Origin of the sequence: Xanthomonas sp. NCPPB 1128 (assembly GCF_001043115.1) — a bacterium.
Taxonomy (GTDB): domain Bacteria; phylum Pseudomonadota; class Gammaproteobacteria; order Xanthomonadales; family Xanthomonadaceae; genus Xanthomonas_A.
The window spans coordinates 1-13,208 of record NZ_LFME01000035.1 but is presented as its reverse complement, the minus strand read 5'-3'; the positions used below and the strand labels follow the sequence as shown (position 1 = coordinate 13,208).

Sequence of the window (13,208 nt, the reverse complement as noted above, 5' to 3'; positions counted from 1 at the left end):
CACGCCAGATCGCGCAAAGCGGCCGCAACACCATCATCACGCAGCGGTCACCATGCTTTGCCGGGCACGTTGTTGTCAGCAAGAACACCGCGGTGTCAAGGCTGTTCTAATTCTAAACTGGACGGTATAGTCCACAATCAATGAGCACCCCCCTCGCCTCTGCCGCACAGCGCCAGGCGCGCGACCAGCGCGTGTACGCTGCCGTGCGCGAACTGCTGGCGGAGGAAGGCATGGGCCTGAGCATGGACGCCGTGGCGGCCCGTGCCGGCTGTTCCAAGCAGACCCTGTACAGCCGCTACCGCAGCAAGCAGGGCTTGTTGCAGCGGGCGATGCAGGATCACCTCGATCTGGCCACCGCACAGCTGGAGCCGGTCCAGGACGACCTGCGCGGCGGCCTGCTGCGTTTCGCCTGCGAGTACCTGGAACAGCTGTCGGAACCGCGCGTGCTGCAGAGTTGCCAGCTGATCGCCGCCGAGTCGCGGCATTTCCCCGAAGAAGCGCGCGCCCTGTTCCGCGACAGCGCCGGTGCGTTGATGCAACGCCTGAGCGAGCGCCTACGCGGGGCCACGGCGCGCGGCCAGCTCCGGCATGACGATCCGCACTTCATGGCTGAGTTGCTGTTGAGCATGATCGTCGGCATGGATTTCGAGCGTCAGCGCTTCCACAGCGCGCACCGCGGCGACGCTGCCGCGCAGCGCGCCTGGGCCGAGTTCGCCGTGGACGGCTTTTTGCGCGCGTTCGCCGCCGCCCCTTCCCTTCCTTTTACAAAACCAGACCGGAGTACCACCCGATGACCTCCCCGTTGCGTTCTCTCGCCCTGGCCTGCGCCGTCGTGGTGGTGTTGGCGTCCTGCAAGAAACAGGAGCAGCAGCAGGCCATGCCGCCGCCGGAAGTCGGCGTGCTGCAGGCGCAGCCGCAGACCGTGCCGCTTGAGCGCGAACTGGTCGGCCGCCTGTCCGCGTTCCGCAGCGCCGATGTGCGCGCCCGCGTCCCCGGCGTGCTGGAAAAGCGCCTGTACACCGAAGGCACCGACGTCAAGGAAGGCCAGCCGCTGTTCCAGATCGACCCGGCGCCGCTGCGTGCGACCCTGGCCTCGGCGCAGGGCCAGCTGGCCGCGGCCGAAGCCACCTACGCCAACGCCAAGGCCGCCGCCGCCCGCGCGCGCAGCCTGGCGCCGCAGGCCTACGTGTCCAAGTCCGACCTGGACAACGCCGAGGCCACCGAACGCAGCTCCGCTGCGTCGGTGCAGCAGGCCCGTGCGGCAGTCGAAACCGCACGCATCAACCTCGGCTACGCCACCGTCACCGCGCCGATCGCCGGCCGCGCCGGCAAGCAGCAGGTCACCGAGGGCGCGCTGGTCGGCCAGGGCGACAGCACGCTGCTGACCACGATCGACCAGTTGGACCCGCTGTACGTCAACTTCTCGATGAGTTCCGACGAACTGGCGCAGCTGCGCCAGGCGCAGACCGAAGGCAACGTCGCCCTCAACGCCGAGGACAAGTCCACCGTGCAGATCAAGCTCGGCGACGGCAGCACCTATGCGCATGCCGGCACCCTGGACTTCTCCGGCGCGGCGGTCGACCCGAGCACCGGCTCGGTGACCCTGCGCGCGCTGCTGCCCAATCCGGACCGGGTGCTGCTGCCCGGCGCCTTCGTCAGCTTCTCGGCCAACCTGGGCCAGCGCAAGGACGTGTACCTGATCCCGCAGGCGGCCGTGCTGCGCGACGCCAAGGGCGCCTATGCGCTGGTCGTCGGCAAGGACAGCAAGGTGGTGCGCAAGGATCTGACTACGGTCGGCCAGCAGGGCGACAAGTGGATCGTCAGCAGCGGCCTGCAGAACGGCGACCAGGTCGTGGTCAGCGGCCTGCCCAAGGTCAAGGAAGGCGCACCGGCCGTGGCCAAGCCGTGGGATCCGAACGCCGCCGCCCAGGGCCAGGGTCCGGGTGCCGGCGCGGCGCCCAGCCAGGGCGCGCAGGGCGCCGCGGCGCCGGCCAAGGGTGCCGCCCCGGCGCAGGGCGCAGCGCACGGCGATTCGCCGGACGCCGCCTCGCATTCCGACCAGCCGAAGCAGTAACGGACTCCCCCCATGCCTAAGTTCTTCATCGAACACCCGGTCTTCGCCTGGGTGGTGGCGATCCTGATCTCGCTCAGCGGCGTGATCGCCATCCTCAATCTCGGCGTCGAGTCGTATCCCTCGATCGCCCCGCCCCAGGTCACCGTCACCGCCACCTATCCCGGCGCCAGCGCCAGCACCACCGAACGTTCGGTCACCCAGGTGATCGAGCAGCAGCTGACCGGCATCGACCACCTGCTGTACTTCAGCTCCTCGTCGTCCTCCAGCGGCAGCGCCACCATCACCCTGACCTTCGAGACCGGCACCGACGCGGACATCGCCCAGGTGCAGGTGCAGAACAAGGTGTCGCTGGCCACGCCGCGCCTGCCCTCGGAAGTGACCGCGCAGGGCGTGGTGGTGGCCAAGGCCAACGCCGGCTTCCTCAGCGTGATCGCGCTGCGTTCGGACAACCCGTCGATCGACCGCGACGCGCTCAACGACATCGTCGGTTCGCGCGTGCTGGAGCAGATCTCGCGCGTGCCCGGCGTCGGCAGCACCCAGCAGTTCGGCGCCGAGTACGCCATGGACATCTGGCTCAACCCGGAGAAGCTGCAGGGTTACCACATGTCCGCCAACGACGTGTACACCGCGATCCGCGCGCAGAACGTGCAGTTCGCCGCCGGTTCGCTGGGTTCGGATCCGGCGCCGCAGGGCCAGTCGTTCACCGCCACGGTCAGCGCCGAGGGCCGCTTCACCTCGCCCGAGCAGTTCGAGAACATCATCCTGCGCGCCGACGGCAACGGCACCGTGGTGCGGCTGAAGGACGTGGCCCGGGTCGCGTTCGGCCCGACCAACTTCGGCTTCGACACCCAGTACAACGGCAAGCCGACCGGTGCCTTCGCCATCCAGCTGCTGCCGGGCGCCAATGCGCTGAACGTGTCCGCGGCGGTCAAGGCCAAGATGGACGAGCTGCAGCCCAGCTTCCCGCAGGGCGTCACCTGGTTCACGCCGTACGAGAGCACCACCTTCGTCAAGATCTCGATCGAGGAAGTGGTCAAGACCCTGGCCGAGGCGATCGTGCTGGTGTTCCTGGTGATGCTGGTGTTCCTGCAGAACTTCCGCGCCACCATCATCCCCACCCTGGTCATCCCGGTGGCGTTGCTGGGCACCTTCCTGGGCATGTGGGCGATCGGCTTCACCATCAACCAGCTGACCCTGTTCGCGATGGTGCTGGCGATCGGCATCGTGGTCGACGACGCGATCGTGGTGATCGAGAACGTCGAACGCATCATGTCCGAGGAGCACCTGGCGCCGAAGGCGGCCACGCACAAGGCGATGACCCAGATCACCGGCGCGGTGGTGGCGATCACCGTGGTGCTGGCGGCGGTGTTCATCCCGTCGGCGATGCAGCCCGGCGCGGCCGGCGCGATCTACAAGCAGTTCGCGATCACCATCGCCATGTCGATGGCGTTCTCGGCGTTCCTTGCGCTGAGCTTCACCCCGGCGCTGTGTGCGGCGTTCCTCAAGCCCACCCACAACGACAACCCGAACTGGGTCTACCGCACCTTCAACAAGTACTACGACAAGCTGTCGCACCGCTACGTCGGCGCGGTGGGCAACACCATCCGCCGCGCGCCGCGCTGGATGGCGGTGTTCGCGCTGCTGGTGGTGCTGTGCGGCTTCCTGTTCACGCGCATGCCGGGCAGCTTCCTGCCGGAAGAGGACCAGGGCTTCGCGCTGGCGATCGTGCAGCTGCCGCCGGGTGCGACCAAGGCCCGCACCAACGAGGTGTTCGCGCAGATGCGTGGCGTGCTGCAGCAGCAGAAGGCGGTCGAAGGCATGCTGCAGGTGGCCGGCTTCAGCTTCCTGGGCCGCGGCGAGAACGTGGGCATGGGCTTCATCCGGCTCAAGCCCTGGGACGAGCGCGACATCGCCGCAGGCGACCTGATCCAGCAGTTGAACGGGATGTTCTACGGGATCAAGGATGCGCAGATCTTCGTGGTCAACCTGCCCACGGTGAACGGCCTGGGCCAGTTCGGCGGCTTCGACATGTGGCTGCAGGACCGCAGCGGCCAGGGCGAGGAAGCCCTGCTGCAGGCGCGCAACATCGTGCTCGGCAAGGCCGCGCAGCGCCAGGACGCCCTGGCCGGCGTGCGCCCGAACGGCCTGGAGAACTCGCCGCAACTGCAGTTGAAGGTGGACCGCGTGCAGGCGCAGTCGATGGGCCTGTCGGTCAGCGACATCTACCAGTCGATCCAGCTGATGCTGGCGCCGGTGTACGTCAACGACTTCTTCTACGAAGGCCGCATCAAGCGCGTCAACATGCAGGCCGATGCGCCGTTCCGCACCGGTCCGGAGTCGCTGCGCAACTTCTACGTGCCCAGCAGCACCGCCACCGACAGCAGCGGCCTGCCGCAGATGATCCCGCTGAGCACAGTGGTGAGCTCGGACTGGATCTACAGCTCGCCGTCGCTGAGCCGCTACAACGGCTACTCGGCGGTCAACATCGTCGGCAACCCGGCGCCGGGCGGCAGCTCCGGCCAGGCGATGAGCGCGATGGAGGACATCGTCAACAACGATCTGCCGCCGGGCTTCGGTTTCGACTGGAGCGGCATGTCGTACCAGGAAATCATCGCCGGCAACACCGCCACGCTGCTGTTGGTGCTGTCGATCGTGGTGGTGTTCCTGTGCTTGGCGGCGTTGTACGAGAGCTGGTCGATCCCGGTGTCGGTGCTGCTGGTGGTGCCGATCGGCGTGCTCGGCGCGGTGGCGTTCTCGCTGCTGCGCGGCCTGCCCAACGACATCTACTTCAAGATCGGCCTGATCACGGTGATCGGCCTGGCCGCCAAGAACGCGATCCTGATCGTCGAGTTCGCAGTGGAGCAGCGGGCGATGGGCAAGACCCTGCGCGAGGCCGCGGCCGAGGCGGCGCACCTGCGCTTCCGCCCGATCCTGATGACCTCGTTCGCGTTCATCCTCGGCGTGCTGCCGATGGCGATCTCCACCGGCGCCGGCGCCAACGCCCGCCACGCCATCGGTACCGGCGTGATCGGCGGCATGCTGTTCGCCACCGTGCTGGGCGTGCTGTTCATCCCGCTGTTCTTCGTGATGGTGCGGCGCATGCTCGGCGACAAGCTGGACGAGCCGTCGAAGGAGTTCACGCAGATGCAGGAAGCCGGACTGGCGCGGCATCAGCCGGATCGCTGAGGGCCGGGATTGGGGATTCGGGAGTTGGGATTCGTAAGCCGAGTCTCGCTCCCCGCCTTGATCCTTCCGTGTAGAAACAAACAAAAAGCGGCCGCAAGGCCGCTTTTTGTTGTCTGGGAATCTCGTCAGGCAGGAAGCGCCGGCCCGACGCCCAGAACAAAGCTGAGCGCTCCTTGTGGGAGGGACTTCAGTCCCGACGCACTTCGGCCAGCCGCCGCGCATCCCTTTTCCCCGGCGAAGAAAAAAGGCCCCGCGGCCGCTTCTCCCCGATTCCTCAAGCGACTCGGGAACCGGCCAATCCCGAATCCCGAATCCCGGCATCAGGGGGACTTCAGTCCCGAAGCGCTTCGGCTAGCAGCCGCACATCTCTTTTCCCACACAAAGAAAAAGCGGCCTTGCGGCCGCTTTTCCCTAGATCCTCAGCCGACTTCGGGAACCGCGAATCTCCAATCCCGACTCCCGGCCTCAGCGAATGCCCGTCTCGTTGCGCGCGATCACCAGCCGCTGGATCTCCGAGGTGCCCTCATAGATCTCGGTGATCTTCGCATCGCGGAAGTAGCGCTCCAGCGGCATCTCCTTGGAGTAGCCCATGCCGCCGTGGATCTGCACCGCCTGATGGGTGATCCACATCGCCGCCTCGGAAGCGGTGAGCTTGGCCACCGAGGCCTCGGTGGTGAAGCGCTGGCCCTGCCCCTTCAGCCAGGCCGCGCGCAAGGTCAGCAGCAGCGCCGCGTCCAGCTTGCACTTCATGTCGGCGATCTTGGCCTGGGTCATCTGGAACGCGCCGATCGGCGAGCCGAACGCCTTGCGCTCCTTCACGTACTCCAGGGTCGCCTCGTAGGCGGCGCGGGCCAGGCCGATCGCCTGCGAGGCGATGCCGATGCGGCCGGCGTCGAGCACGCTCATCGCGATCTTGAAGCCTTCGCCCGGCGTGCCCAGCACCTCGTCGGCGCTGGCCACGTAGTCCTGGAACTCGATCTCGCAGGTGGCCGAGGCGCGGATGCCCAGCTTGGGCTCGGTCTTGCCGCGGTGGAAGCCGGGCTTGTCGGTATCGACGACGAAGGCGGTGATGCCGCGCGCGCCCTTGTCCGGCTCGCTCATCGCGAACAGCACGATGTACTTGGCGACCGGGCCGGAGGTGATCCAGCTCTTCTTGCCGTTGATGACGAAGCTGCCGTCGTCCTGGCGCACCGCCCGGCACCGCATCGCGGTGGCGTCGGAACCGGACTGCGGCTCGGTCAGCGCGAAGGCGCCGATCTCGCGGCCTTCGGCGATGGCGCGCACGTACTTCTGCTTCTGCTCCTCGTTGCCGTTCTTGAGGATGCCGGCGCAGAACAGCGAGTTGTTGACCGACATGATGGTGGAATGCGCCGCATCGCCGGCGGCGATCTCGACCATCGCCAGCACGTAGGCGACCGGGTCCATGCCGGCGCCGCCGTATTCGGCCGGTACCTCGATGCCCATCAGCCCGTTCTCGCCCAGCAGGCGGATGTTCTCCAGCGGGAATTCGCCGGCACGGTCGTGGTGCTCGGCGCTGGGGGCGATCCGCTCCTGGGCGATGCGCCGCGCCACGTCCTGGATCATCAATTGCTCTTCGGTAAAGCTGAAATCCACGTCGAACCCCTCCCGGGCGTATTGGTCCGGCCATTGTAGCCGTGCCGACCATACGGCGGCGTGTGCAACTTGACCGCAACCGCCGCGCGGACCAAAATATCTCTATATCGCGATAGGAAGATATTTATGGATCTGGAGGACTGGTCGTCCCGGCTGAAGGTCTTCGCCGACGCCACCCGCGTGCGCCTGCTGGCGCTGCTGGAACAGGAGGAACTGACCGTGGCCGAGCTGTCGGCGATCACCCGCCTGGCGCAGCCGCGGGTCTCGACCCACCTGGCCAAGCTCAAGGAGGCCGGGCTGGTGCGCGACCGCCGTGCCGGCGTCTCGGCCTATTATCGCTTCGACGAGACCCTGCTGGACCCGGCCCAGCGTGCGCTGTGGCTGGCGCTGAGCACCGGCAGCGACGACCCGCTGCTGCGCCAGGACGCCGAGCGCGTGGCCGCGGTGCTGGCCAACCGCGCCGCCGACCAGAACTGGGCCGACTCGGTGGCCGGCGACATGGAACGCCACTATTCGCCCGGCCGCACCTGGGAAGCGCTGGCGCGCACCGCCCTGCCGCTGCTGGAGACCGGCGACGTGCTCGACATCGCCTCCGGCGACGGCGTGCTGGCCGAACTGGTGGCGCCGCACGCGCGCCGCTATGTCTGCATCGACACCAGCGCACGGGTGGTGGCCGCGGCCAGCGAGCGCCTGCGCCGGCTCGGCAACGTGGAAGTGCGCGAGGGCGACATGCATGCCCTGCCCTTCCCGGACGCCAGCTTCGACCTGGTGGTGATGATGCATGCGCTGACCTATGCGACCAAGCCGGCGCAGGCGGTGTGCGAATCGGCGCGGGTGCTGCGCCCGGGTGGGCGCCTGCTGCTGTGCAGCCTGGCGCGCCACGAACACAAGGCCGCGGTCCAGGCCTACGGCCACGTCAACCTCGGCTTCGCCGCCAAGGAACTGCGCAAGTTCGTCGGCAAGGCCGGGCTCGAGGTCTCCAGCCTGGAAACCGTGACCCGCGAGAAGCGCCCGCCGCACTTCGAAGTGATCTCGTTGATTGCTGGGAAGCCGGGATTGGGGAATGGGGATTCGGGAGTGGAGAAGGCAAAGGCCAAAGCGGGAGTCGAAGCATGAGTGGCGGCGTTGTTTCCCCAATCCCCAATGCCCAATCCCCACTCCCGGGCCTGCCCTGGCTAAACCCGGAGCGCACGCAGAAACTGCTGCAGGCCCTGTCCGAACGCATCCTGATCATCGATGGGGCGATGGGCACGATGATCCAGCGTCATGGGCTGCAGGAGGCCGATTACCGCGGCGAGCGCTTCGCCGAGGGCTACGACGCGCAGGCCGGGCACGTGCACGGCCCCGGCTGCGACCACGCGCCGCAGGGCCACGACCTGAAGGGCAACAACGACCTGTTGCTGCTGACCCGGCCGGAGGTGATCGCCGAGATCCACCGGGCCTATCTCGACGCCGGCGCCGACCTGCTCGAAACCAACACCTTCAACGCGACGTCGATCAGCCAGGCCGACTACCACCTGGAGCACCTGGTCTACGAACTCAACAAGGCCGGTGCGCAGGTCGCGCGCGCCTGCTGCGACGCGGTCGAGGCGCTCACTCCCGACAAACCGCGCTTCGTGATCGGTGTGCTCGGCCCGACCAGCCGCACCGCCTCGATCAGCCCGGACGTCAACGACCCCGGCTTCCGCAACACCAGCTTCGACGAACTGCGCGCCACCTACCGCGAGGCGATCGACGGCCTGATCGACGGCGGCGCCGACACGCTGATGGTCGAGACCATCTTCGACACGCTCAACGCCAAGGCCGCGCTGTATGCGATCGAAGAGGTGTTCGACGCGCGCGGCGGGCGCCTGCCGGTGATGATCTCCGGCACCATCACCGATGCCTCCGGCCGTACCCTGTCCGGGCAGACCGCCGAAGCGTTCTACGCCTCGGTCGCGCACGGGCGGCCGCTGTCGGTCGGGCTGAACTGCGCGCTCGGCGCCAAGGACCTGCGGCCGCACGTGGAGACGCTGGCACGGATCGCCGACGGCTATGTCAGCGCGCATCCCAACGCCGGCCTGCCCAACGCCTTCGGCGAGTACGACGAGACGCCCGAGGAAATGGCGGCGACACTGCGCGAGTTCGCCGAGTCCGGGCTGCTGAACCTGGTCGGCGGCTGCTGCGGCACCACCCCGGCGCACATCCGCGCCATCGCCGAGGCGGTGCGCGGTCTGCCGCCGCGCCTGCCGCTGGCGGCCCAGGCGCAGGCCGCCTGATGTCCGCCGCGCGCACGCCCGCCGTCCCCGCCTGCGCATTCCCGCGTCGGTACGGCGCCGCCTGCGTGCGCGCCTGCACCTCCCCGTTTCCGGAACGCTGACCATGTCCTCCGCCCGCCACACCCGCCTGTCCGGCCTGGAGCCGTTGCTGCTGACCCCGGACCTGCTGTTCGTCAACGTCGGCGAGCGCACCAACGTCACCGGCAGCGCGCAATTCCGCAAGCTGATCAAGGAAGAGCGCTACGAGGAAGCGGTGGAGGTGGCACGCCAGCAGGTCGCCAACGGCGCGCAGATCCTCGACGTCAACATGGACGAGGGCCTGATCGACTCGGAGAAGGCGATGGTGCGCTTTCTCAACCTGATCATGTCCGAGCCGGACATCGCGCGCATCCCGGTGATGGTCGACTCCTCCAAGTGGAGCGTGATCGAGGCCGGGCTGAAGTGCCTGCAGGGCAAGAGCGTGGTCAACTCGATCTCGCTCAAGGAGGGCGAGGCGCCGTTCGTCGAACACGCGCGCAAGGTGCTGCGCTACGGCGCCGCGGCGGTGGTGATGGCCTTCGACGAGGTCGGCCAGGCCGACACCTGCGCGCGCAAGGTGGAGATCTGCACCCGCGCCTACCGCATCCTCACCGAGCAGGTCGGGTTCCCGCCGGAAGACATCATCTTCGATCCGAACATCTTCGCCGTGGCCACCGGCATCGAGGAACACGACAACTACGCGGTCGATTTCATCGAGGCCACCCGCGAGATCAAGCGCACCCTGCCGCACTGCCACGTCTCCGGTGGCGTGTCCAACGTGTCGTTTTCGTTCCGTGGCAACGAGACCGTGCGCCAGGCGATCCATTCGGTGTTCCTGTACCACGCCATCGCCGCGGGCATGGACATGGGCATCGTCAACGCCGGCGGCATGCCGATCTACGACGAGCTGGATGCGGAACTGCGCGAGCTCGTGGAGGACGTGATCCTCAACCGCCGCCGCGACGCCACCGAACGCCTGCTGGAGATCGCCGAGCGTTACAAAAAGGCGGGGAATCGGGATCCGGGAATCGGGAATCGCGAGAAGCTGGCGTGGCGCGAGAAGACGGTGCGCGAGCGGTTGAGCCACGCGCTGGTGCATGGCATCGACGAGTTCGTCGAGGTCGATACGGAAGAGGCGCGGCAGCAGTCGGCGCGGCCGCTGGACGTGATTGAAGGCCCGCTGATGGACGGCATGAACGTGGTCGGCGACCTGTTCGGCGCCGGCAAGATGTTCCTGCCACAGGTGGTGAAATCGGCGCGGGTGATGAAGAAGGCGGTGGCCTATCTGCTGCCCTACATCGAGGCGGAGAAGCTGCGCAGCGGCGACACCGGCAAGTCCAACGGCAAGATCGTCATGGCCACGGTCAAGGGCGACGTGCACGACATCGGCAAGAACATCGTCGGCGTGGTCCTGGCCTGCAACAACTTCGACGTGATCGACCTGGGGGTGATGGTGCCGACCCAGACCATCCTCGACCGCGCCCGCGCCGAGAACGCCGACATCATCGGCCTGTCCGGGCTGATCACCCCGTCGCTGGAGGAGATGACCCACGTTGCCCGCGAGATGCAGCGGCAGGGCTTTTCGATGCCGCTGCTGATCGGCGGCGCCACCACCTCGCGCGCACACACCGCGCTGAAGATCGATCCGCACTATGCGGCGCCGACGGTGTGGGTCAAGGACGCCTCGCGCGCGGTCGGCGTGGCGCAGTCGCTGATCTCGCGCGAACTGCGCGCGGCCTTCGTCGCCGCCAACGATGCCGACTACGCCGAGATCCGACAGCGCCACAAGAACCGCGGCGACGCCAAGCGCCTGGTGTCGCTCGCACATGCGCGCGGGCAGCACTTCGACGGCGGCTGGGACGCCTACACCCCGCCGGCGCCCAGGCAGCCCGGCCTGCACGTGTTCGACGACTACCCGCTGGACGACCTGGTCCCGCTGATCGACTGGACCCCGTTCTTCCAGGCCTGGGAACTGGCCGGCAAGTTCCCGGCGATCCTCACCGACGAGATCGTCGGCCAGCAGGCCAGCGAGCTGTACCAAGACGCGCGCGCGATGCTGCAGCGGATCGTCGCCGAGAAATGGCTGACCGCCAAGGCCGTGTTCGGGCTGTGGCCGGCGCAGTCGGTGGGCGACGATGTCGAGGTGGTCCTGGCGGACCACCGGGAATCGGGAATCGGGATTCGGGATTCGCAGGAGCAAAGCCAATCCCCACTCCCGAATCCCGAATCCCGGCACCTCCTGCACTTCTTGCGGCAACAGGTCGACAAGCCCGCCGAACGCCCGGACTTCTGCCTGGCCGACTTCATCGCACCGCGCGACAGCGGCAAGCAGGATTGGATCGGTGCGTTCGCGGTCACCGCCGGCATCGGCATCGAGCCGCACGTGGCGCGCTTCGAAGCGGCGCACGACGACTACAACGCGATCCTGCTCAAGGCCCTGGCCGACCGCCTGGCCGAGGCGCTGGCCGAGCGCCTGCACCAGCGCGTGCGCACCGAGTTCTGGGGCTATGCCGACGACGAGGCGCTGGACAACGAGGCGCTGATCGCCGAGCGCTACCGCGGCATCCGTCCAGCGCCCGGCTATCCGGCCTGCCCCGATCACAGCGAGAAGCAGACCCTGTTCGCGCTGCTCGACGCCGGTCGCAACGCCGGCATGTCGCTGACCGAGAGCTTTGCGATGCTGCCGACCGCCGCGGTGTCCGGCTACTACTTCAGCCACCCGCAGAGCCAGTACTTCGTGGTCGGCCGCCTGGGCAAGGACCAGCTCGCCGACTACGCGCGGCGCAAGGGCGTCTCGCTGCAACAGGCCGAGCGCTGGCTGGCCTCGAACCTGGACTACGATCCGGAGTGAGCCGGGGCCGGCCGCCGGTGCGCGCACCATCGCCTGCATCGGCACTCCCCACCCGCCTTCGAGCCCATCGCCGATGCCCATGCCCACCCCGCCCCCACTGAAGATCGTGGTCACCGGCAGTGCCGGCCGGGTCGGCCGCGCGATCCACATCCGGCTCGCGCGCGAGCACCGCGTCAGCGGCTTAGACCGCACGCCCTGCTCCACCGCCGACTGGGTTGGCGATCTCGACGATGCCGCGCTGCTGGCGCGGGCGCTGCAGGGCGCGGACGCGGTGATCCACACCGCCGCGCTGCACGCCCCGCACGTCGCGCATGTGCCGGCGGCGCGCTTCCGCCAGGTCAATGTCGACGGCACGCGCCGCGTCCTGGATGCCGCGGCGGCGGCCGGCGTGCGCCGCATCGTGTTCACCAGCACCACCGCGTTGTACGGCAGCGCCGCCACGCCCGACGGCAGCGCCGGCTGGGTCGACGAGACGCTGACGCCACAGCCGCAGACCATCTACCACCACACCAAGCTGGAGGCCGAGGTGCTGCTGCGCGCCGCCGCCGACCAGGGCGGGCCGAGCGTGCGCATCCTGCGCATGTCGCGCTGCTTCCCCGAGCCGATCAACGTGATGGCGGCGCTTCGCCTGCATCGCGGCATCGACGCGCGCGACGTCGCCGAGGCCCATGCCGCGGCGTTGCGGCATGCCGGGCCGGCGGCCGCGACGTTCGTGATTTCCGGCGCCACACCGTTCCTGCGCGAGGATTGCGCCGACCTGCACAGTGCGGCGCCGGCGGTCCTACGACGACGCGCACCCGAGTTGGTGGATGCATTCAAGCAACGCGGCTGGGCACTGCCGGACCGGATCGACCGCGTCTACTCGGCGCAGCAAGCGATGCAGGGACTGGACTGGCGACCTCGCTACGGTTTCGAGGAGGTGCTGGCGCAGTACGACCAGCACGTCCCGGAGATCCTGCCGCCCGCCGACGGCGAGGCCGCGCGCGAGTAAGCGTGCGGCGGTAGGGGCGAAAATCTCGCGCACCCAGCTCCGCGAGACGCTTCGCCCCGACCCTCACCCCAACCCCTCTCCCGACGGGAGAGGGGCATGCGCACCACCGCTGTTCCCTTCTCCCCTCGGGAGAAGGTGCCCCGAAGGGGCGGATGAGGGTACGGGCGCAGCTACGTCAACCCAAACACCACGAGACGCTTCGCGCCGCCCCTCACC

Annotated in this window: 8 protein-coding genes; 7 read left to right on the top strand and 1 reads right to left on the bottom strand. The window is 68.3% G+C overall.

Features of this window, described 5'->3' with window-relative positions; all coding sequences use genetic code 11:
- Window positions 1–140 precede the first annotated feature (140 nt).
- From ACP93_RS17795 to ACP93_RS17785, 3 genes are read left to right on the top strand one after another with little or no spacing between them, the layout of a single operon-like run.
- Entirely contained in the window at window positions 141–794 is a 654-nt protein-coding gene (locus tag ACP93_RS17795; RefSeq protein WP_048491997.1) for a TetR/AcrR family transcriptional regulator, read from the top strand.
- Window positions 791–2,074: an efflux RND transporter periplasmic adaptor subunit gene (locus tag ACP93_RS17790; protein WP_048491996.1), complete on the top strand. Its 1,284-nt coding sequence runs from the start codon at window positions 791–793 to the stop codon at window positions 2,072–2,074. The genes ACP93_RS17795 and ACP93_RS17790 overlap by 4 nt, the downstream gene beginning before the upstream one ends.
- A gap of 12 nt (window positions 2,075–2,086) precedes the next feature.
- Entirely contained in the window at window positions 2,087–5,260 is a 3,174-nt protein-coding gene (locus tag ACP93_RS17785) for a multidrug efflux RND transporter permease subunit (RefSeq protein WP_048491995.1), read from the top strand.
- A gap of 465 nt (window positions 5,261–5,725) precedes the next feature.
- Here the strand turns inward: ACP93_RS17785 and ACP93_RS17780 are convergent, their stop codons facing one another.
- The gene (locus tag ACP93_RS17780) at window positions 5,726–6,874 is read right to left on the bottom strand and encodes an acyl-CoA dehydrogenase family protein (RefSeq protein WP_048491994.1); all 1,149 of its coding nucleotides are present in this window, start codon (window positions 6,872–6,874) and stop codon (window positions 5,726–5,728) included.
- Window positions 6,875–7,000: 126 nt separating this feature from the next.
- Here ACP93_RS17780 and ACP93_RS17775 point away from each other — a divergent pair, with 126 nt between their 5' ends.
- The 4 genes from ACP93_RS17775 (at window position 7,001) to ACP93_RS17760 (ending at window position 12,992) form a co-directional block, all read left to right on the top strand.
- The gene (locus ACP93_RS17775) at window positions 7,001–7,990 is read left to right on the top strand and encodes an ArsR/SmtB family transcription factor (protein ID WP_048491993.1); all 990 of its coding nucleotides are present in this window, start codon (window positions 7,001–7,003) and stop codon (window positions 7,988–7,990) included.
- A complete protein-coding gene (locus ACP93_RS17770; RefSeq protein ID WP_048491992.1) occupies window positions 7,987–9,132 on the top strand; it encodes a homocysteine S-methyltransferase family protein in 1,146 nt (381 codons plus the stop codon). The genes ACP93_RS17775 and ACP93_RS17770 overlap by 4 nt, the downstream gene beginning before the upstream one ends.
- A gap of 103 nt (window positions 9,133–9,235) precedes the next feature.
- On the top strand, window positions 9,236–12,001 hold the full coding sequence (gene metH, locus ACP93_RS17765; RefSeq protein WP_048491991.1) for a methionine synthase: 2,766 nt from the start codon (window positions 9,236–9,238) through the stop codon (window positions 11,999–12,001).
- Between the two features lie 79 nt (window positions 12,002–12,080).
- Window positions 12,081–12,992 (top strand): NAD-dependent epimerase/dehydratase family protein, encoded by a 912-nt coding sequence (locus tag ACP93_RS17760; RefSeq protein WP_106407137.1) that lies wholly within the window; start codon window positions 12,081–12,083, stop codon window positions 12,990–12,992.
- Window positions 12,993–13,208 lie beyond the last annotated feature (216 nt).

Coding starts and splice junctions, on each gene's coding strand:
- ACP93_RS17795 (WP_048491997.1), top strand. CDS start 141: ATGAGCACCCCCCTCGCCTCTGCCGCACAGCGCCAGGCGCGCGACCAG.
- ACP93_RS17790 (WP_048491996.1), top strand. CDS start 791: ATGACCTCCCCGTTGCGTTCTCTCGCCCTGGCCTGCGCCGTCGTGGTG.
- ACP93_RS17785 (WP_048491995.1), top strand. CDS start 2,087: ATGCCTAAGTTCTTCATCGAACACCCGGTCTTCGCCTGGGTGGTGGCG.
- ACP93_RS17775 (WP_048491993.1), top strand. CDS start 7,001: ATGGATCTGGAGGACTGGTCGTCCCGGCTGAAGGTCTTCGCCGACGCC.
- ACP93_RS17770 (WP_048491992.1), top strand. CDS start 7,987: ATGAGTGGCGGCGTTGTTTCCCCAATCCCCAATGCCCAATCCCCACTC.
- metH (WP_048491991.1), top strand. CDS start 9,236: ATGTCCTCCGCCCGCCACACCCGCCTGTCCGGCCTGGAGCCGTTGCTG.
- ACP93_RS17760 (WP_106407137.1), top strand. CDS start 12,081: ATGCCCACCCCGCCCCCACTGAAGATCGTGGTCACCGGCAGTGCCGGC.